Annotated in this window: 18 protein-coding genes; 12 read left to right on the forward strand and 6 right to left on the reverse strand. The window is 62.3% G+C overall.

Annotated elements, in window-relative coordinates:
- Window positions 1-121: 121 nt before the first annotated feature.
- The gene (locus AC1DUY_RS12475) at window positions 122-613 is read right to left on the reverse strand and encodes a hypothetical protein (RefSeq protein ID WP_478114568.1); all 492 of its coding nucleotides are present in this window, start codon (window positions 611-613) and stop codon (window positions 122-124) included.
- A 275-nt stretch (window positions 614-888) separates the two neighbouring features.
- Here AC1DUY_RS12475 and AC1DUY_RS12480 point away from each other — a divergent pair, with 275 nt between their 5' ends.
- The 5 genes from AC1DUY_RS12480 to AC1DUY_RS12500 all read left to right on the forward strand — a co-directional run bounded on the left by AC1DUY_RS12480 (window position 889) and on the right by AC1DUY_RS12500 (window position 7,644).
- On the forward strand, window positions 889-1,899 hold the full coding sequence (locus AC1DUY_RS12480; protein ID WP_478114570.1) for a Gfo/Idh/MocA family protein: 1,011 nt from the start codon (window positions 889-891) through the stop codon (window positions 1,897-1,899).
- A 78-nt stretch (window positions 1,900-1,977) separates the two neighbouring features.
- Complete coding sequence (locus AC1DUY_RS12485; protein WP_478114572.1) at window positions 1,978-3,129, forward strand: DegT/DnrJ/EryC1/StrS family aminotransferase; 1,152 nt, start codon at window positions 1,978-1,980, stop codon at window positions 3,127-3,129.
- 43 nt (window positions 3,130-3,172) lie between these two features.
- Window positions 3,173-4,705 carry a murein biosynthesis integral membrane protein MurJ gene (murJ, locus tag AC1DUY_RS12490; RefSeq protein WP_478114574.1) on the forward strand — a complete coding sequence of 511 codons (1,533 nt, stop codon included), beginning with the start codon at window positions 3,173-3,175 and terminating at the stop codon, window positions 4,703-4,705.
- A 102-nt stretch (window positions 4,706-4,807) separates the two neighbouring features.
- Window positions 4,808-7,105 carry a xanthine dehydrogenase family protein molybdopterin-binding subunit gene (locus AC1DUY_RS12495; RefSeq protein ID WP_478114576.1) on the forward strand — a complete coding sequence of 766 codons (2,298 nt, stop codon included), beginning with the start codon at window positions 4,808-4,810 and terminating at the stop codon, window positions 7,103-7,105.
- Window positions 7,106-7,197: 92 nt separating this feature from the next.
- The gene (locus tag AC1DUY_RS12500; protein ID WP_439057874.1) at window positions 7,198-7,644 is read left to right on the forward strand and encodes a c-type cytochrome; all 447 of its coding nucleotides are present in this window, start codon (window positions 7,198-7,200) and stop codon (window positions 7,642-7,644) included.
- A 77-nt stretch (window positions 7,645-7,721) separates the two neighbouring features.
- Here the strand turns inward: AC1DUY_RS12500 and AC1DUY_RS12505 are convergent, their stop codons facing one another.
- Window positions 7,722-8,144 (reverse strand): CHRD domain-containing protein, encoded by a 423-nt coding sequence (locus AC1DUY_RS12505; protein ID WP_184515328.1) that lies wholly within the window; start codon window positions 8,142-8,144, stop codon window positions 7,722-7,724.
- A gap of 164 nt (window positions 8,145-8,308) precedes the next feature.
- On the opposite strand from AC1DUY_RS12505, the gene AC1DUY_RS12510 reads away from it, so the two are divergent.
- From AC1DUY_RS12510 to AC1DUY_RS12520, 3 genes are all read left to right on the forward strand, one after another.
- Window positions 8,309-9,229, forward strand: coding sequence for a c-type cytochrome (locus AC1DUY_RS12510; RefSeq protein WP_309949122.1), 921 nt, complete (start codon window positions 8,309-8,311; stop codon window positions 9,227-9,229).
- A gap of 153 nt (window positions 9,230-9,382) precedes the next feature.
- Window positions 9,383-10,357 (forward strand): DMT family transporter, encoded by a 975-nt coding sequence (locus AC1DUY_RS12515; protein ID WP_120290695.1) that lies wholly within the window; start codon window positions 9,383-9,385, stop codon window positions 10,355-10,357.
- A gap of 275 nt (window positions 10,358-10,632) precedes the next feature.
- A complete protein-coding gene (locus tag AC1DUY_RS12520) occupies window positions 10,633-12,063 on the forward strand; it encodes an aldehyde dehydrogenase family protein (protein ID WP_068738114.1) in 1,431 nt (476 codons plus the stop codon).
- Window positions 12,064-12,262: 199 nt separating this feature from the next.
- On the opposite strand, the gene AC1DUY_RS12525 is transcribed toward AC1DUY_RS12520, so the two are convergent.
- Entirely contained in the window at window positions 12,263-13,222 is a 960-nt protein-coding gene (locus AC1DUY_RS12525) for an SMP-30/gluconolactonase/LRE family protein (RefSeq protein ID WP_478114580.1), read from the reverse strand.
- A 146-nt stretch (window positions 13,223-13,368) separates the two neighbouring features.
- Between AC1DUY_RS12525 and AC1DUY_RS12530 the strand changes: the two genes are divergently transcribed.
- Together AC1DUY_RS12530 and AC1DUY_RS12535 are read left to right on the forward strand one after the other, a co-directional pair.
- Window positions 13,369-14,184: an NAD-dependent epimerase/dehydratase family protein gene (locus AC1DUY_RS12530; protein WP_246297536.1), complete on the forward strand. Its 816-nt coding sequence runs from the start codon at window positions 13,369-13,371 to the stop codon at window positions 14,182-14,184.
- 88 nt (window positions 14,185-14,272) lie between these two features.
- Window positions 14,273-15,979, forward strand: coding sequence for an IlvD/Edd family dehydratase (locus tag AC1DUY_RS12535; protein WP_175366689.1), 1,707 nt, complete (start codon window positions 14,273-14,275; stop codon window positions 15,977-15,979).
- 2 nt (window positions 15,980-15,981) lie between these two features.
- On the opposite strand, the gene AC1DUY_RS12540 is transcribed toward AC1DUY_RS12535, so the two are convergent.
- Window positions 15,982-16,893: a ribokinase gene (locus tag AC1DUY_RS12540; protein WP_439075158.1), complete on the reverse strand. Its 912-nt coding sequence runs from the start codon at window positions 16,891-16,893 to the stop codon at window positions 15,982-15,984.
- Between the two features lie 5 nt (window positions 16,894-16,898).
- A complete protein-coding gene (locus AC1DUY_RS12545) occupies window positions 16,899-17,792 on the reverse strand; it encodes a sugar kinase (protein WP_120291164.1) in 894 nt (297 codons plus the stop codon).
- Window positions 17,793-17,995: 203 nt separating this feature from the next.
- Between AC1DUY_RS12545 and AC1DUY_RS12550 the strand changes: the two genes are divergently transcribed.
- A complete protein-coding gene (locus AC1DUY_RS12550) occupies window positions 17,996-18,841 on the forward strand; it encodes a VOC family protein (RefSeq protein ID WP_175366687.1) in 846 nt (281 codons plus the stop codon).
- Between the two features lie 97 nt (window positions 18,842-18,938).
- Here AC1DUY_RS12550 and AC1DUY_RS12555 read toward each other — a convergent pair whose 3' ends face one another.
- Window positions 18,939-19,700, reverse strand: coding sequence for a sulfite exporter TauE/SafE family protein (locus AC1DUY_RS12555; protein ID WP_120291166.1), 762 nt, complete (start codon window positions 19,698-19,700; stop codon window positions 18,939-18,941).
- 231 nt (window positions 19,701-19,931) lie between these two features.
- Here AC1DUY_RS12555 and AC1DUY_RS12560 point away from each other — a divergent pair, with 231 nt between their 5' ends.
- Window positions 19,932-20,591, forward strand: a complete 660-nt coding sequence (locus AC1DUY_RS12560; protein ID WP_439062636.1) for a TetR/AcrR family transcriptional regulator — start codon at window positions 19,932-19,934, stop codon at window positions 20,589-20,591.
- Window positions 20,592-20,770 lie beyond the last annotated feature (179 nt).

Below are 20,770 nucleotides of genomic sequence, written 5' to 3' on the forward strand. Positions count from 1 at the left end.
TTTTTGCGACAGCCGGGAAGGCACAACAAAAATCGCCGGAGGATAACTTCCGGCGATTTTATTTAATGGGTGTTATAAATGAAGGAATGGCCGCACGGGCCAGTGAGATCGGACTTGCCTGTCAGATCTTCTGCCCCGCTGGAGCCTTCGGCCCCGCGGGCACACCTCCGCCACTCCCGCCCACATCGATCCTGATCCGCTGCACCTCCGTGCGCCCGGCCGGATACTTCACCTCGATGGTCACTTCATCGCTGCCAACGAAGTCCGCCTTCGACTGATAGAAGGCGATGAACCCTGGCACTTCCAAAGCGAGGCACTGCTTGTAGTTGGTGGCGCTGACCTTGCCGCGCTTGATACTGACGGTACCGTTCGCGGGTGGGGTCACCATGCGCAAGGCGGGGAGGGTGCCCGAGGTGCAGTCGGGTTGGACGTTGAGATAAACGCCGACCTGGAAGTTGCGCGCGGTCGGGCCCTTGGCGGTCCGCTCGACGACAGTCGGTGTCGTGGCAGGCGGCGCTGGCGAGGGCGTCTGTGCCCAAACGGCGGTTCCGGCACCGGTTCCCGCCAGAGTGCTTATGACGAGACTCAGCGCGACAACCGGCTTGCGAAACATGGAATTTCTCTCGATTGGCAGGTAATAACAGCGCGTCGCGACATCCCAAGGATGCAGCAAAAGTGCTGTTATATCAATGGATCGGAGGTTCGCGGGCCGGATCGATGAGGGGCGTTTGGCCGGTCTCACGACTTGGTGTAATTCTTTGAATCAAAACGTGTTTGGGTAGCTCCGCGGGGCAATCGCCACATCTGTGGCGGGCATGCTAGGAGAACCCACGGCGCCAGTATGGTGAATCGCCGCGCCGGCTCTTTAAGAATTCTGAGGTTTGTTGAATGGTGTCGAAAGAAACTTCCGCAGCGAAGGATGTGGTGCGCACGCTGCGTGTCGGCGTCGTGGGCGCAGGTGTCATGGGCACCAATCATGGCCGCGTGCTGGCCGGGCTGCCGGGCATCGAAATGGTCGGCATCGTCGATCCCATGCTCGAACACCGCACCCGCGCCGAGAAACTGATCGGCTGCAAGACCTTTGCTGATCTGGACGCGCTGCTGGCCGCTGGCGTCGATGCCGTGACCATCGCAGCGCCCACTCACTTGCATCACGAAGTCGCGCTCGCCTGCATCGCCAAGGGCATTCACGTGCTCGTCGAGAAGCCGATTGCGTCCACCGTGGAAGAGGGACGCGAGATCGTCGATGCCGCGCAAAGGGCTGGCGTGACTCTGATGATCGGCCATGTCGAGCGTTTCAACCCCGCCGTCGCCACCATCAAGAAGGCGATCGAGGGCGAGGACATTCTGTCGATCGGTATCACGCGGGTCGGCCCGTTCCCGCCGCGCATGTCCAATGTCGGCGTTGTCATCGATCTCGCCGTGCATGACATCGACCTGATCCGCTGGTTCACCGAGAGCGACATCGTCGAGGTGCAGCCGCAGCTCGCCTCCGCCGTCGCCGAGCGCGAAGACATCGCGCTGCTGCAGTTCCGCACGGCGTCGGGCGTGCTCGCTCATATCAACACCAACTGGCTGACGCCGTTCAAGGCGCGTACCGTCACGGTCGCGACGCGCGGCAAATATGTGATGGGCGATCTGCTGACCCGGCAGGTCACCGAATGTTTCGGCTTCAAGACCGATGGCAGCTATTCGATGCGCCACCTGCCGGTCGGGCAGGACGAACCGTTGCGCGCGGAATTGATGGCGTTTCTCGATGCCGTGCGCACCGGCGGCGTGCCGGCTGTGACCGGCGAGGAGGGCGTTGCCTCCCTCGAAATCGCGATCCAGTGCCTGGAAGCGCCAAAGAAGCGCGCGGCTACGGCGACGCGTCCGGCGCCCCGCAAGGTGGTTGGCTGACGCAAGCGCGGCCCGGCGCATGCGTGCGCTGGCGTCCAATACCCAGACTTCAACACGACACTCTGCAGGCCAGGCATCATGAACCAGCACACCCGCATCGACCCCGTTCCCTTCATCGACCTCAATGCGCAGCGTCAGCGGCTCGGATCGTCGATCGACGAGGCGGTCACCCGCGTGCTCAATCACTGCCAGTTCATCAATGGTCCGGAAGTCGCCAAGCTCGAAGCAGAACTCGCCAAATATTGCGGTGCCAAGCATGTGATCAGCTGCGCCAGCGGCACGGACGCGCTGATGATGGTGCTGATGGCCAAGAAGATCGGCCCGGGCGATGCCGTGCTGTGTCCGTCCTTCACCTTCTGCGCCACCGGCGAGGCTGTGGCGCTGGTCGGTGCGTCGCCTGTGTTTGTCGAAGTCGACGAGGTCACGTTCAACATCAGCCCTGAGTCTGTGCAGCGCGGCATTGCCGCGGCCAGGAAGGCCGGCTTGAAGCCCCGGGCGATCATCCCGGTCGATCTGTTCGGCCAGCCCGCCGATCTCGACGCAATCAACGCCATCGCCGAAGCCGAGGGCCTGTTTGTGCTGGAAGACGCCGCGCAGGCCTTCGGTGCCACCTATAAGGGCAAGCGCATCGGCACCTCGGCGCTGGCCACCACCACCAGCTTCTTCCCGGCCAAGCCGCTTGGCTGTTTCGGCGACGGCGGCGCGATCTTTACCGATGACGACCAGCTCGCCGAGGACCTGCGCAGCATCCGTATCCATGGCCAGGGCTCCGACAAATACGACAATGTCCGGCTGGGGATCACCGGCCGCCTCGACACCATCCAGGCCGCGGTGCTGTTGGAAAAGCTGAAGATCTTCGACGACGAAATCGCCGCCCGCAACAAAGTAGCCGACCGCTACGCCCGCAGCCTCGGCAATCTCGTCACCGTGCCGCGGGTCGCCGAGGGCAATACGTCGATCTGGGCCTGCTACGTGATCCGTCTGCCCAAGGGCACCGACCGCGACGCCTTTGCCAATGCGCTGAAGGCGCAGGGCGTGCCATCAGCGATCTATTACGCGAAGTCGATGCATATGCAGACGGCCTATAAGGACTATCCGGTCGTCGATGGAGGTTTGCCGGTCTGTGAGGCGCTGTCGGCAGATGTCATCAGCTTGCCAGTGCATGCCTATCTCGGCGAGGCTACCCAGGATCGTGTCATCCAGGCTGTGCGCGACGCGCTGGCGACCTAAGTTGAGCATTTTGCACCGCCGCTTCATGTTGTAGAAGCGGCTGATGCTGGGACGCATTTTCACCGTCGGCGGATATACGCTCCTCTCGCGGATCACCGGTTTCGCGCGCGACATCATGCTCGCGGCGATCCTTGGCGCCGGGCCGGTGGCTGACGCCTTCTTCGTGGCGCTGCGGCTGCCCAATCACTTCCGCGCCATTTTCGCCGAAGGCGCGTTCAATGCCGCTTTCGTCCCGGCCTATGCCCATGTGACCGGTAAGGGCGGCCCGGCATCGGCGCATCTGTTTGCCGACCGCATTTTCACGCTGCTGTTTGCATCACAGGTCGTGCTGCTCATCCTGGCCATTCTGTTCATGCCGCAGGCCATGAGCATCCTGGCGCCGGGCTTCACCGATGATCCCGCGCAGCGTCATCTCGCCATCGAGCTGACACGCATCACCTTTCCCTATCTGCTGCTGATCACGCTGGTGACGCTCTATGGCGGCATGCTGAACGTCATGCAGCGCTTTGCCAGTGCCGCGGCGGCCTCGATCTTCCTCAATATCTCCATGATGGCGACGCTGGCGCTGGCTGCGTTCTTTCCGAGTGCAGGTCACGCGGCGGCCTGGGGTGTGCTGATTTCGGGCTTTCTGCAATATTTCCTGCTCGCCGGAGACTTGCAGCGCCATGGCGGGCTACCGCGTTTCGCGCCGCTGCGCCTCGACGAGGACGTGCGCGGCTTCTTCCGCGCGCTCGGCCCGGCGACGCTCGGCTCAATGGGCACGCAAGTCGCATTGTTTGCCGACACCATCATCGCGACCTTCCTGCCGGTCGGCGCGCTGTCGGCGCTGTATTACGCCGACCGTCTCAACCAGTTGCCGATCGGGGTGATCGGCATCGCCATCGGCACGGTGCTCTTGCCGGAAATGTCGCGGCGGATGGCGGCAGACGATCACGTCGGCGCCATGAGCGCGCAACGCCGCGCCTTCCTGTTCACGCTGTTGTTCTCGCTGCCCTTCGTCGCTGCATTCCTCGTGGTGCCCGATGTCATAATGCGCGCGATGTTTGCCCGCGGGGCCTTCACCAAGGCCGATGCTGCCGTCGCTGCGGCGACGCTCGCCGCCTATGCCATCGCACTCATCCCCTTCGTGATGATCCGCAGCGCCGTCGCAACCTTCAACGCCCGCAAGGACACCACGACGCCGATGATTGCCGCGCTCACCGGTATCGCAGTCAACGTCGCGCTGAAGATTCTGCTGATGGGACCTCTGGCGCAGATCGGCCTCGCGCTTGCTACCGCGGCGGGAGCCTGGATCAATCTGTTGCTGGTCATCTTCTTCGCTATGCGGGCCGGCTATCTCGAATTCGATCGAGCGTTCCTGCTGGCGCTGGGCAAATTCGCGTTGACCGGCGTGGTCCTCGCTGTGGTGCTGTGGGGGACCACGCGTCTTGCGGCGGAGCAGTTTGCGGGCCTCACCAGCCTCCGCGACGAAGCGACGCTGGGAGTTCTCATCACCGTGACCGTCCTGGTCTATTCGGCATTGGTCCTGATGCTTTTCGGCAAAAGCTGGCTGCGCAGCCTGGTCCGCGCCAGATAGCTCGCTTTATCGTGTCCCAAAGTCGGGCAGGGCGACGCTCTGTGCCACTTGCCGCCATCCTCCCGCAGTGTAGATTGAGTCTAAACTGCATGCGGAGGAACGATGGCCCCCATCAAATTCGGCGTCGGACAGAGTGTCCTGCGCAAAGAAGACGACGCCCTCATTCGTGGCCGTGGCCGCTATACCGACGATCATGCGCCCGTCACGCTGCATGCCCTCGTGCTGCGCTCGCCGCATGCCCATGCCAATTTCACCATCGATGTCAGCAAGGCGCGCACACTTCCGGGTGTCGCTGCGATTCTGACGGCGGAAGACACCAAGGACCTCGGCGGTCTGCCCTGCCTGTTCAATCTCGAAGATCATCCTTTCACCGGGCCGGATTATCCGATCCTCGCCGCCGGGGAAGTCCGCCATGTCGGCGACGCCGTGGCCTTCGTCGTTGCGGAGACTGTAGCGCAGGCGCGTGATGCGATTGAGGCGATCGAGGTCGACTGGAAGCCGCTGCCGTCCGTGAACGGCCTGGTCAATGCCGTCGCCAAGGGCGCGCCGCAGGTATGGGCCAAGCATGCCGGCAATGTGCTGTTCGATGTGCCGATCGGCGACAAGAGGGCGGTTGATGCGGTGTTCGCCAAGGCACCCTTGATCGCCGACGTGAAGATCGTCAATCCACGCGTCATCATCAATTATATGGAGACGCGGGCGGCGATCTGTGAATACGACGCCAAGCGCGATTACATGACGCTGACCATCGGCAGCCAGGGCAGCCATCGTCTGCGCGACATCCTCTGCGATAACGTGCTGAAGATGCCCAAGGACAAGATGCGCGTGATCTGTCCCGATGTCGGCGGTGGTTTCGGCACGCGGCTGTTTCCCTATCGCGAATATGCGCTGGTGGCCTTTGCCGCCAAGAAGCTCGGCAAGAATGTGAAGTGGGCGGCGGACCGTACCGATCACTTCCTCGGCGACGCGCAGGGCCGTGACAACGTTACCCATGCACGCATGGCGCTGAGCGAGGACGGCAAGTTTCTCGCCATGGATGTCGACCTGATGGCCGACATGGGCGCCTATCTGTCGACTTTTGGGCCGTACATTCCGCATGGCGGCGCCGGCATGTTGCCGGGGCTCTACGACATCCAGGCCTTCCACTGCCGCGTCCGCACGGTGTTCACCAATTCTGTGCCGGTGGATGCCTATCGCGGCGCCGGCCGTCCGGAGGCAGCCTATGTCGTCGAGCGTCTCGTCGATCAATGCGCGCGCAAGCTCGGCATGACGCCGGATGCGATCCGCCGCAAGAATTTCATTTCGCCGAAGGCGATGCCGTACAAGACCGCGACCGGCAAGGTGTACGACTCCGGCGATTTCACCGCGCATATGAAACGCGCGATGGATGTCGCGGGCTGGAAGGAATTTCCAAAGCGGGCCAAGGCCGCGAAGAAGGAGGGTCTGGTTCGCGGTATCGGCATGGCCACCTATGTGGAAGTCTGCGGCACCATGGGCGACGAGACCGCCAACGTTGCTGTTGGCGCCGATGGTGACATCACGATCCTGATCGGCACCCAATCCACAGGACAGGGCCACCACACCGCCTACGCGCAGATCGTTGCCGAACAGTTCGGCGTGGCGCCGGATCGCGTGCACATCATTCAGGGCGACACGGCGAAGGTGGCGACCGGTCTCGGCACCGGCGGCTCCGCATCGATCCCGACCGGTGGCGTCAGCGTGCAGCGCGCCACCAGGCAGCTCGGTATCAACCTAAAGGAGCTGGCGGCGGATGTGCTGGAAACCAGCGCCGCCGACCTCGAGATCGATGGCGGCGTGGTGAAGATCGCCGGCACCGACCGCTCTGTGTCATTCGCCGATCTCGCGAAGAAGGCCGATCCGTCGAAGCTCAATGCGTCGGAAACCTTCAGCAGCGCCGACGGCACGTTCCCGAACGGCACCCATCTGGTCGAGGTCGAGGTCGATCCTGCGACCGGCAAGATCGCCATTGTCAATTACGTCATCGTCGACGATTTCGGCATCACGCTGAATCCGTTGCTGCTGGCCGGCCAGGTGCATGGCGGCACCATGCAGGGCATCGGCCAGGCGCTGATGGAGCAGGCGGTCTATGATCCCGAGGACGGCCAGCTCGTCACTGGCACTTTCATGGACTATGCGCTGCCGCGCGCGGCCGACGGCGCGCCGATTTCGTTCGAGACCCACAACATCCCCTGCGTGACCAATCCGCTGGGGGTGAAGGGGGCGGGCGAAGCCGGCGCCATCGGCTCTTGTCCGGCCGTGATGAACGCCATCATCGATGGCCTCTATCGCGAATACAAAATCGAGCACATCGACATGCCTGCAACCCCGGAGCGGGTCTGGATGGCGATCCGCGAGCACGAACGGCTCCACACGCTGTAGGGCGCCGCCGCCGGGAATAGCCGGATGGCGGCGGGGTTCATCTACATGTTGCGAACTAGTCCTAATTGAATTCCAAACAGGGGTATTGGTTGATGAAACGTGCGCTTCTCGTTGTCGGAGCTTTGCTGTTGAGTGTGGGGGCGGTCTCGGCCCAGCAAGAGATCGTCAAGGAACGCCAGACGCTGATGAAATCCAATGGTCGCGCTCTTGGCGGCACGCTCAGTGCGATGGCCAAGGGCGACAAGCCCTATGATCAGGCCGCGGTCGAGGCCGCGCTGACCGTGCTGGACGAAACCGCCAAGAAGCTGCCGACACTGTTTCCGGACAGCACCAAGGGTCTGAAGGCCGAGGGTGACTATTCGACGTCGCCGAAGGTCTGGGAAGACAAGGCCGGTTTCGATGCCCACATCGTCACCTTCGCCAAGGCCGTCACCGACGCTAAGGCCAAGATCAAGGATCTCGACAGCCTCAAGGCGAATGTCGGCGGCATCGGCAAGGCATGCGGCGGCTGCCACGAGACGTTCAGACTGAAGATCTGAGCTCGATTGTGAACTCTGAATGAAAGGGCGAACGCCGCAGCGCTCGCCCTTTTGTTCAACCATCGTCGATTCGAATGTTACTTCGTGACCTGTCCGCGGATCTCGCCGCCTTTGTTGGCCTCAGTGTGGATGTTGACATAGTACTTGCCGGCCAACAGGTCGGCGGCCTGTGCGTCGGTCAGCGTGGCGCTGCCTTCGGAGCCGGATGTGGCTGGTGTGATCGGTACGGCCACTCCGGCATTCTTGCCGGCTTCGGCGGGGCCGTGGAAATGCGCCATGGTCGCAGGACCCGTGAGGCCGGAATAGGTCAGCTTCCAGGTCAGCTTCTTGGTAGCGGGATCGAAGTCGATATCGGCGGTGCCCTTGCCGGCGCTGGTATTGGCGGGCACTTCGGAAGCGCTGTTGAGGGTCGCCTTCATCTTGTCGGCGCAAGCGGGGCCGGCGAGGGCGATGCTGGTGCCGAGCGCGAGGGACGCGAGCATGATCGAACGAGGTGACATGGGTTTCTCCCTGATGATGGTGAGGTCGTCATGGCTGGAAACATCCGAGACGCCAATTCATTCCCCCGGGAGCCTAAGGGATGGATCACGGTTTCGTTCCGGCAGCGGCTGTTCGACGCGCTTTATGTGCTGAAGTTTGACCCGGATACCAATTGGACATGCACGTGCTGAAACGGCTTTTCATTCTCGCATTTGTCGCGGCTGTCATCGGCCTCGGCGTGTTCTGGTGGCTGACGATTCCCGTAACGGTGGCTGCGAGCACGCTCCCGCCGCACACGCCCAATCCCGGCAATGGCGCAGTGGTCTTCAATGCCGGTGGCTGCTCGTCATGCCATGCGACGCCGGCGCAGCAGGATCGGCTCAAGCTCGGGGGCGGGCTCCCGCTGACATCGCCGTTCGGTACGTTCTATGTGCCCAACATCTCGCCCGATCCCACGGCCGGTATCGGCCGCTGGAGCGAGGCTGATTTTGTGACGGCGCTGCTGAAGGGCACGTCGCCGAACGGCTCGCATTACTTTCCGGCTTTTCCCTACACGTCCTACCAGCAGATGAAGGTGGAGGATATCAGGGACCTGTTCGCTTTTCTGAAGACGCTGCCACCGGTGGCCAGCAAGGCGCCGGATCATGCGGTGCCATTTCCATTTAACATCCGCCGCAACCTCGGCGTCTGGAAGCTGCTGTTCCTCGATGGCAAACCCTTCGAGGCGGATGCTTCGAAGTCGCCGCAGTGGAATCGCGGCAGCTATCTGGTGAATGCGCTGGGCCACTGCGCCGAGTGCCACAGCCCGCGCAATGCATTGGGCGGCATCGTGACGGCACAGCGCTTTGCCGGCGGTCCGAACCCCGACGGCGAGGGTTGGGTGCCCAACATCACCCAGAAGCGTCTCGGTGACTGGAGCGAAAAGGACATCGCGTATTTCCTGGAGACCGGGCAGACGCCGGACGGCGACACCGCCGGTGGCTCCATGGCCCGCGTGATCCGCAATACCTCCCAGTTGAGCGCAGACGACCGCTCGGCGATGGCGCTCTATCTGAAATCGCTCCCTGCGGTGGAGGGGCCCATTAGGCCCGCCAAAAAGGGCTAAACCCGCGCAAGGTTGGGTTGTGGCGAGGTGCAGCCTTGCATGGAAACCCGCCAAGCCATGTCGCATCGGCGGTTTTCGTGAGGAGGCTCACGTGATTGTGTGCTGCAACATGAAGACCCCCACGATTCCCCTGATCTCCATTTCCCCGAACTCATGAACATCTTCAAAGCCGTGTCGCTGAAGATTGCCAGCACCATGGCGTTTGCCATCATGGGCGCGCAGGGTCGCTATCTCGGCAGCGAAGTGCCGCTCGGCGAGATCGTGTTCGCCCGCGGGTTGTTTGCGCTGATCCCGATCGTGCTGTTTTTCGGCTGGCGCGGCCAATTGCGCGGCGCGCTGCGCACCAACCGCGTCTCCGCGCATCTGGTGCGCGGTTCGTTCAGCGTGATCGGGACGTTCTGCACCTTCGGCGCGCTGGCGCGATTGCCGATCGCGGACGTGACCGCCATTGCCTTCATCGCGCCGCTGATCACCGTGGTGTTCGCCGCGATCTTCCTGAAAGAGCAGGTCCATGCCTATCGCTGGTCAGCGGTGGCAATCGGTTTTTCCGGCGTGATCCTGATGCTGTCGCCGTATTTCCACGATCACGCAGTGCTGACCACGTCGATGATCATCGGTCTGTCGCTGGCGCTGCTCAATGCCTTCTCGTCGGGCGGTGCGACCATCCAGATCCGCCGGCTGACCGCAACGGAGTCCTCATCCGCGATTGTCATCTTCATGACGCTGATCGTGATGGCGGCGTCGCTGCTCACGGCGCCATTCGGCTGGCGCTGGCCGACGAGTTTCGAATTGGCGCTGCTGATCGGCATCGGCATTTCCGGTGGGCTCGGGCAGATGCTGTTCACCGAGAGCTATCGCTATGCGCCGGCGTCCTTCCTTGCACCGTTCGACTACACGGCGATGTTGTGGGCCTTCTTGCTCGGCTTCTGGATGTTCGGCGAAGTGCCGACGCCTTACGTGGTCGGCGGCGCGGTAATCGTCGCGGGCGCAGGCATCTTCGTCATCCTGCGCGAGCGCCATCTCGGCCTGAAGCGGCTGCGCGACACGCCAATGTCGCCGATTTCCACCATGGCCGACGATGAAGCCGACCCGGATGCGCCCATCGCTGTCCGCGCAAAGTCACGCTGATTTTTCGCTCAATTTTGTTGCAATGCACACTGCGCTTTGCTGGCAAGCTGTGCCATTTCGATTTTAGAACGCGCGCAAAACACGGGGCCTTGCTCCTGCCACGCGGCTGGATTTATATGCATTTGCTGCTTTCACGCGGCACCCCGTGCATGACGGGCTCATGAGGCGAAATGACCGCGCAAGGGTGCTTGCCGGACGTGTCGTTCCTTCCCAGATAGACCCGGCTGCACAGAATTTTCTGACGACAGACGTTCTCGCAATCAAAGAGGTTACCAATGGTCAACCGCCTGCAATTCTACATCGATGGCGCCTGGGTCGATCCCGTCGTCAAAAAGACCACCCCTGTCGTCAATCCGGCGACTGAAGATGCGATGTACGACATTGCGCTGGGCTCCAAGGCCGACGTCGACAAGGCTGTCGCCGCTGCCAAGCGCGCTTTCGAGACATTCTCCCAGACCACCCGTGAAGAGCGCATCGCGCTGCTCGAAAAGATCATCGCGGTCTACAAGACCCGCATGTCGGATATCGGTGCGTCGGTCTCCGACGAAATGGGCGCTCCGCTGCCGATGGCCGAGAAGCTGCAGGCCGGTGCCGGCCTCGGTCATCTCGTAGCCACGCTCGACGTGCTGAAGACCTACAAGTTCGACGAGGCGCACAACGCCGCCATGATCACGAAGGAGCCGATTGGCGTCGTTGGCATGATCACCCCGTGGAATTGGCCGCTGAACCAGATTGCCTGCAAGGTCGCGCCTGCGCTCGCCGCCGGCTGCACCATGCTCTTGAAGCCGTCGGAATATACCCCGACCTCAGCGCTGATCTTCGCGGAAATCCTCCATGAAGCCGGCGTGCCGAAGGGCGTGTTCAACCTCGTCAACGGTCTCGGCCCGGATGTCGGCGTCGCCATGAGCGAACATCCCGATATCGACATGATCTCCTTCACCGGTTCGACCCGCGCCGGCATCGACGTTGCCAAGCGCGCCGCGAATACCGTGAAGCGCGTCAGCCAGGAGCTCGGTGGCAAGTCGCCGAATGTGATCCTTGACGGCGCCGACTTCGTGAAGGCCGTCACCGGCGGCGTCGCGCACATGTTCAACAATTCCGGACAGTCGTGCAACGCGCCGAGCCGCATGATCGTGCCGCAGGCGAAGATGAAGGAAATCGCCGCCATCGCGAAGGCCCAGGCGGACAAGACTAAGGCCGGCGATCCGCGCGCTGATGGCACCGTCATCGGTCCGGTGGTCAATCGCGGCCAGTGGGACAAGATCCAGGGCCTGATCCAGAAGGGCATCGAGGAAGGCGCCACGCTGGTCGCCGGTGGCCCCGGTCTGCCGGAAGGCGTCAACAAGGGCTTCTATGTGCGTCCGACGATCTTCGCCGACGTCACCGAGAACATGACCATCGCGCGCGAGGAAATCTTCGGGCCGGTGCTCGTGATCATGGGGTCCAAGGACGAAGCCGATGCGCTCCGCATCGCAAATGACACCCCGTACGGCCTCGCTGGCTACGTCTCAGCTGACACGGTCGAGAACGCCCGCAAGTTCGGCCGCCGCATCCGCGCCGGCAACGTCAACCTGCAGGGTGCTCCGAACGACCGCACCGCGCCGTTCGGCGGCTACAAGCAGTCGGGCAACGGCCGCGAATGGGGTAAGCACGGTCTTGAGGACTTCCTCGAGGTCAAGGCAATCGCTGGCTACACCGCGGCGTAAGACCGCGTCGTTGAAGCGCAAGCTTCGTGACTAAAAACGCCGGCATGGAGCCATCCATGCCGGCGTTTTTGTTTCTACGATGGTCTCTCCGCCGTCATTGCGAGGAGCGAAGCGACGCGGCAATCCAGAAGGCCACAAGCGTGGAAAGACTGGATTGCTTCGCTACGCTCGCAATGACGTTGAGAGGGCGGTGTACCCGTCAGCCCCCCAACGCCCCCTGCGTGTTTACATACACCGCATAGATCGACTGGCTCGATGCCATGAACAGCCGGTTGCGTTTCACGCCGCCGAAACAGACATTGGCACAGCGCTCGGGCAGCGCGATGCGGCCGATCTGTTCGCCGTCGGGCGCGAAGATGAAGACACCGTCTAGCTCCGGCTTGCCCATGCCCCAGCCGCACCACAGATTGCCATCGATATCGCAACGCATGCCGTCGGGCGTGCCCGGGCCCGCATCGATCAGCACGCGCTTGTTCTTCAACGTCTTGCTGTCGGCGGCGACGTCGTAAGCGAGAATCTTGCGGTTCGGCACGCCGCGGGATTCCACGACATAGAGCAGCTTTTCATCCGGCGAAAAACACAACCCGTTAGGACCCAGCACATCATCGACAACAATGGTGGATTTCAGCGTGTCGCCATCGATACGGTAGATGTTCTGTCCGATTTCGGATGGCGCCTTGTTGCCCTCATAGTCGCTCATCAGACCGAAGGGGGGATCCGTGAACCAGATCGAGCCGTCGGACTTCACCACGACGTCATTCGGCGAGTTCAGTTTCTTGCCTTCGAAATTATCCATCAGCACCGTGATGGAACCGTCATATTCAGTGCGGGTGATGCGGTGCCCGTGTTCGCAGGTGATCAGGCGCCCCCGGCGATCCCGCGTATTGCCATTGCCGTAATTCGATGGTTTGCGGAAATCGCTGATCGCGCCGGTTTCCTCTTCCCATTTGATAATGCGGTTGTTGGGAATGTCCGAACACAACAGATAGCGGCCGTCACCGAAATAGACCGGCCCTTCGGCCCAGCGCATGCCGGTGGCGATGCGTTCAATGGCGCCGAGCTTGATCCAGTATTTTTCGAAGCGGGGATCGAGGGCGTGAATGGCGGGGTCGGGATAATAGGTCGCTGGCTGCCAGCCGCGCGATGTTATGTCGGACATTGGCGTCTCGTTCTCTGTCGTTTCCTCGGATGCGTTTGCTAACATCGGCGAGGGTAGGCGGCAAGCAATGCCGGTTCCACTGCCTTGCCGTTGCGCCTGTACCGCGCCATACTTGTCTGACAACTGACAACATTACGAGGGACGGAATGAAGATCTTGATGACGGGCGCATCTGGCGGAATCGGCACGCGCTTGCGGGAATTGCTCCCGCTGATCTATCCGGACCTCGTGCTGAGCGATCTCACAACGCCGCCAAATCTCAAGCCAAACGAAAATTTCAAGCAGGCCGATCTGGCCGATCTCGCCGCGGTGGAGGCGATCTGCGAGAGCGTGGACGGCATCCTGCATTTCGGCGGCTTCTCGGTGGAGGGACCTTGGGACACCATCCTGCAGGCCAATATCATCGGCGGCTACAATCTGTTCGAGGCCGCGCGCAAGAAGGGCGTCAAGCGCATCGTCTTCGCGTCGTCGAACCATGCGGTCGGCTTCTATCCACGCCACAGCAAGATCCCGCCGGATGTCACGGCGCGACCGGACAGCCGCTACGGCGTCAGCAAGGTGTTCGGCGAGGCGGTGGGCTCGCTCTATGCCGACAAATACGGGCTGTCGGTGACATGTCTGCGGATCGGCAATTTCGGTGATCGGCCGCTGGATCAGCGCCGGCTGTCGATCTGGCTGAAGCCTGAGGATCTGGTGCAGCTCTGCCAGATCGGGCTCGAACATCCCGCGATCCATTTCGAGGTGCTGTATGGCGCATCCTATAACGAGCGCGCCTGGTGGGATAACTCCCGCGCCTATGAACTCGGTTATCGCCCGATCGGTAAAGCCGAGGATCACCGCGAACACGCGATGGCGGAACAGGCGAAGATGAAACCCGATCCGGTCGGTGATTTCTATCAGGGCGGCGCATTTTGCAGCGCCGAATTCGCCGGCGATTTCAGCAAGGTGTGGGAGCCGAAATAGGGGCCCAGCCAGTCCGTCCCGCGCATTGACAAGAATTTTGGCGGCTTCATAAGAAGCATTCAAAACAAGCTTGGAATGGGAACGCGACATGGCCGACGGATTGCGCAAGGGGCTGACCAGTTACGGCGATGCCGGGTTCTCGCTGTTCCTGCGCAAGGCCTTCATCAAGGCCATGGGCTATTCCGACGATGCGCTGGATCGACCCATCGTCGGCATCACCAACACCCATAGCGATTACAATCCGTGCCACGGCAATTCGCCCCAGATCATCGAGGCGGTGAAGCGCGGCGTGATGCTGGCCGGCGCGCTACCGATGGTGTTTCCGACCATCTCGATCGGCGAAAGCTTCGCCCATCCGACCTCGATGTATCTGCGCAACCTGATGGCGATGGATACCGAGGAGATGATCAAGGCGCAGCCGATGGATGCGGTCGTCGTGATCGGCGGCTGCGACAAGACGTTGCCGGCGCAGATCATGGCGGCGCTCTCAGTGGACCTGCCGACGGTCGTGATCCCGGTCGGCCCGATGGTGGTCGGCCATCACAAGGGCGAGGTGCTCGGCGCCTGCACCGATTGCCGACGCATGTGGGGCAAGTTCCGTGCCGGCGAGATCGACCAGCAGGAAATCGACGACGTCAATGCGCGCCTCGCGCCGTCGGTCGGCACCTGCATGGTGATGGGCACGGCCTCGACCATGGCCTGCATCACCGAAGCCATGGGCCTGTCGTTGCCGATGAGCGCGACAATCCCGGCGCCCCATGCCGAGCGCTTCCGGTCCGCCGAAGCCAGCGGCAAGGTTGCCGCGACGCTCGCCAAGAACAAGGGGCCGAAGCCGAGTGAATTTCTGACGCCGGGTTCGTTCCGCAATGCCCAGGTGGTGCTGCAGGCGATCGGCGGCTCGACCAACGGCCTCATTCATCTCACCGCGATGGCCAACCGCACGCCGAACCGGATCGATCTCGCCGCTTTCGACGAGCTTGGCCGCGACGTGCCGGTGCTGGTCGATCTGAAGCCGTCAGGCGATCACTATATGGAGCACTTCCATCACGCGGGCGGCGTGCCCAAGCTGATGGCGCAGCTCGGCGATCTCATCGATCTCGACGCGAAATCCGTCACCGGCGAGACGTTGCGCGAGATCGTGGCGAATGCCGAAGAAGTGCCGGGCCAGGACGTGATCCGCTCGAAGGACAATCCGATCAAGCGCGAAGGCGGGCTGGCAATCCTGCACGGTAATCTGGCGCCGCGCAGCGCGGTCATCAAGCATTCCGCTGCGTCGCCCAAGCTGATGCAGCACACCGGCCGTGCTGTTGTGTTCGAGTCCGTCGAGGACATGACCAACCGCGTCGATGACCTTGATCTCGATGTCACTGCGGATGACGTGCTGGTGCTGCGCAATGCCGGTCCCAAGGGCGCACCGGGCATGCCTGAGGCCGGCTATCTGCCAATCCCCATGAAGCTGGCGCGTGCCGGCGTGAAGGACATGGTGCGTATTTCAGACGCGCGCATGAGCGGTACAGCCTTCGGCACCATTGTGCTGCACATCACGCCGGAGAGCGCCGTGGGTGGCCCGCTGGCGCTTGTGAAGAACGGCGACATGATCCGTCTGGATGTGGCGAAACGGTCGATCGATCTGTTGGTCGACGATGCCGAGCTTGCGAAGCGCCAGGCTGCGCTCCCGCCAGCGAAGACGCCGGACTGGGCGAAGCGCGGCTATGCGCATCTGTTTCACACCACGATCCTGCAGGCCGATGACGGCTGCGATTTCGACTTCATGACGGCGAAGGGGAAGGGTTGACGCTAGCCGGCAGCCGCCGACACCTCTTTCGCTGTCGGCATCGACGGCCCGGCGCCCATCCGCTGTACGCAAAGCGAGGCGGCGACATTAGCATAGCCAATGGCGCTCTGCAGTGAATGTCCATCCGCAAGCTTTGCGGCAACAGCCCCCACGAAACAGTCGCCGGCACCGGTGGTGTCAATGGCCTTCACGATGCGGGCGGCTTCGAGGTGGACCCGGCCATCGATCAGCGCGATCGCGCCGCGCTTGCCCAGCGTGATGCAGATGTTCGGCCGATGATCGGTTTGCAATGTCGATGCGGCGGCGATGAAGCGCGCATCGGGATCGGTGTCGTGCAGTTCGAGACTTGCAAGCAGGCCGAGTTCGCTTTCATTGAGGATCAGAATATCCACCAGAGCCATCAGCTCACGGTCAATCGGCATCGCCGGTGCCGGATTGAGAATCGTCGTTGCACCGGATGCGCGCGCCCGCGTGAAGAAAGCCGTGATGGCCGGCAGCGGAATCTCGAATTGGCTGACGGCGACATCGCCTTTTCGGAGTGCGGGCGCGGCGACATCGGCCGCACTCACCAGCGCGTTGGCGCCGGGAATGACAATGATGGTGTTGTCGGCATTTGCGACGGTAATGATCGCCGCTCCGGTGCCAACGCCAGTGACTTCGCGCACGTGAGCGAGATCGACGCCCTGCATGGCCAGAAATGCCCTGGTGTCGCGGCCAAAGGCATCCGCGCCGGTACAGCCGATCAGCATGGTCGCTGCACCAAGTTTCGCCGCAGCCACGGCCTGATTGGCGCCCTTGCCGCCGGGAAAATACAATACCTCGCGCCCTGCCACGGTTTCGCCGGTCGCCGGATGGCGGTCGGCGGTCGCGACCACATCCATATTGATGCTGCCGGCAACGATAATCCGGCCCATGGTGGTCACACCTGCGCCCGATATTCCTCACGCACCGCTGCGATGTCAGCCAATGTCGGTAGTCCCGCTTCGTTACCAAGTCGCTGGATCTTGAAGGTCGATGCGGCCCGCGCGAATTTGAAATGCTCGGCCCAGCTATGGCCGGGATTGGCCAGATACGAATAGACGTAAGCGCCGTGGAACACGTCGCCGGCTCCATTGGTATCGATCACCTTCTCGCGCGGGATCGGCAGTGCGGGCAGTGTATGTACGGTGCCGGCTTCGTCATACCAGAGCAGGCCCTTCTCGCCGAGCGTGACGCCGCCGACGCGGCAGCCGCGGCTCTTGAGATAGTCGAGCATTTTCTCCGGCGTCAGATCCATCTGCTCGCACAGACGTTCGGCGACGATGGCGACGTCGATGAACTCCAGCAGCTCATGGGTGTTGGTGCGCAAGCCGCCGCCATCGAGTGAGGTGAGGATGCCAGCCTCGCGGCAGAGCTTCGCGTAGTGGATCGCGGCATCGGGCTGATGGCCGTCGATATGCAGCGCGCGGCAGGCGCCGAGATTGAGCAGCGGGAAGGGATGGATATGTTCGTCGTCACGGCAGCGGACGATGGCACGCTTGCCGTCTTTCGGCATGATGAAGGACAGCGACGAACTCGCCACTTTGCGCGGATGGACCTCGATGGCGTATTTCGCCGACATGTCCATGAACATGCGGCCGAGCCAGTCATTGGCGACGGTGGCGATAAGATCGGGCACGATGCCCAGCTTGGCGCAGCAGAAGGCGGCGGTGACCGCATTGCCGCCGAACGACACGGCATAGTCGGAGGCGACATGTTTCTCGTCGCCGGTCGGCATATGGTCGGTAATGAACGTGACGTCGATATAGGTCTGTCCGATAAAGAGTGCCTTCATGAATCCGTCCGTCTCGCCTGAGGGATGGCTGCACCGTCCGGAGACGGCGCATCAGTCAGCTTAACAGCGGTTGCGACGAGGTCACCACCGAAATTGTGCGATGCCGCAGGATGCCGCAGCCGGGCGGAGTCGGTTTTCAGCATTGCGGCTCGAAAACTGGCATAGTTCGATCACAACAACGCCACGAAGAGGGGAGGGATGCGATGATCGCCGGGCTGGATCACGTCGTCATTTTGCTGGAGGACCTGGAGGTGGGGATCGCCACCTATCAGACCCTGTTCGCCCGCGCGCCCGCCTGGCGCAGCACCAGCGACGGTGCGGCCATGGCGATCTTCACGGTGGCCAACATGTCGGTCGAGCTGATGGCGCCTGTCGGTCACGGCCCGGCCGCCGATCGCATCAGGGCCGTGCTGCCGGAGCAGGGTGCGACGCTGGCCAGTATCTGTTTCCGGACTGGCGATATCGCTGGGATGCATCGCCGGCTCGATCGCCTGGCGCTGAAGCCTGATCCCATCGCCGAGGTCGAGAGCAGGGATACCGAGACCGGCGCCACACTCTCCTGGAAGCGTACCCGTGCGGCGACGGACGCGACGCGCGGTGTCCGGCAATTCTTTCTCGAACTGTCCGACGAGCGTCCGGTGTCGCCCCCGGTGGGCGATGCGCCGTTCCTTGGCCTCGACCATATCGTTGTCGCCACGCAGGATCCGGAGCGCGCCGCTGCGCTCTATGGCGCGCGACTGGGCCTCGACATGGCACTGGATCGCTCCAATCCGGAGTGGGGCCATCTGATGTTCTTCCGCTGCGGCGATCTGATCGTCGAGGTCGTGCATCGCCCCGACGACAAGGCCGACAAGAATCGCGACAAGCTCTGGGGCATGACCTGGCGCGTCGCTGACGCGGATGCCGTCCGCGAGCGCTTGCTCGCCGCGCATGTCAACGTGTCGGAGGTGCGTAGTGGCCGCAAGCCGGGCACCCGTGTTGTCAGCCTCCGCGATGGCACCTGCGGAATTCCGACGCTGCTGATCGAGCGGACGGGGAAGGATGTGTAGAGGTGTAGGATGGGTAGAGCGTCTTCGCGAAACCCATCATTTAAACGCATGAAAGCGATGGGTTTCGCTGCGCTCTACCCATCCTACGTATTGCCACCTACCGCCACAACATCGAACAGCCCTGCCACAGCAGCACCAGCGAGATCACCAGCAGCAGGGCATAGGCGATGTTGTAGAACAGATTGGTGGGCGTGTGTTTCACCAGCCAGATGCCCATGAAGTTCGCGATGATGGCCATCGGCAGCAGCGCCAGCGATGTCGCGAAATTGCCGGCGTGGAATTGGCCGAGTGCGAAATAGGGCACGATCTTCAGCGCATTGACGACGGCGAAGAAGATCGTCGTGGTCCCGACCAGCACCAGCTTCGGCAGCCGCTGCGGCAGCACATAGACCTGAAATGGCGGGCCGCCGGCCTGAGTCATGAAGGATGTGAAACCCGATACCGCGCCCCAGAATACGCCACCGGCCGGGCCCATGCGGGTCGGTTCGATTCTGGCGCGCTTGCGCCAGACGTCGATCACGAAGATGAGGCCGATCAGACCGACGGTGATACGCACGGCATTGTCGGAAATATAAGAGGCAAGCAGCCACGCCAGCGTCATGCCGGCGACGGCGCCCGGCAACATGATCTTCAGATTCGAGGCGTCCCACTCGCGGCGATAGACATAGATCGAGATCAGGTCCTGCGTGATCAGCACCGGCAGCAGCAAGGCGGCCGCTTCCAGCGGTGGCAGATACAGCGCCAGTAGCGGCGTGGCGGCAATGCCGACGCCGGAGAAGCCGCCTTTGGAGAGGCCAAGGAAAATCACCGCCGGAATGGCGACGGCATAGAAGAACGGGTCTGTGATGATGGCAGGCACAAGCAGGTCCGGTTGGGGCAGGGCAGTGATAGCGACGGCACCTGCAAAAGGCGATGCCCGTTTGCGTATATGGCCCGGAACATGCTTTGTTCTCAAGCGGGCAAACGCATGCTACACGCGATAGACGTGCGGCTGTTGCGTCATTCCGCTGAGCGACGGGATCCGGGTTTGGCAAAAACAACTAAAAAAGCGCCGAAGAAAGCATTGAAGTGGCAGCGTGACCCGGAAGGGATGCGTCTGCGCATTCTCGAGGCTGCCAAGAAGGAATTCGCGAGCAAGGGCCTAGCCGGTGCGCGCGTCGATCGCATCGCTGCGCAGGCCGGCGCCAACAAACGCATGCTCTACTATCACGTCGGCAACAAGGATGCGCTCTATCTTGCGGTACTCGAAGGTGCCTATGAGCAGATCCGCGCCGAAGAACGCACGCTCGATCTCGAACATCTCGATCCGCCTGAGGCCATCGAGAGCCTGATCGCCTTCACCTGGAACTACTTTATCCGCAACCCGGAATTCCTCGCGCTGCTCAACACCGAGAATCTGGAGCGCGCGAAGCACATCAAGCGCTCCACGAAGGTGAAGTCGATGCATTCGCCCTTCGTGGAGATGATCCGCACAGTGGTGTTGCGCGGCGTCGCGTCAGGCGATTTCAAAGTCGCGATGGATCCGGTGCAGCTCTACATTTCCATCGCCGCGCTGAGCTTTTTCTATATCGGCAACAACGCCACGCTCAGCGTGATTTTCGGCCGGGATCTCCTGGCGAAGGAGGCGAGGGACGAGCGGCTGGCCCATATGGTGGCACTCGTCCTGGCGGCGCTCACCGGGCGTTCGGTCGCCGAATTCCAGTTGCCCCCGGCATCGGTTGTCCACACCCCGACGCGCCAAAGCGCCTGAAATTATTGTGTAATTTTCGCTAGTTAAGCGCCCAATTGACAATGGCGAAGCCATGCGCTGTATTTATCCAACGAGTTAAATGCGACCGCGAAGCCGGCATCTGGGAGACGAGACGCGTGAGTGAGAAGAAAGCACCCGGCGGTGTATCGAAGCTGCTGAACGCCTCATGGCTGCGCCCG

The sequence above is a fragment of the Tardiphaga sp. P4_G1 genome, assembly GCF_056401215.1.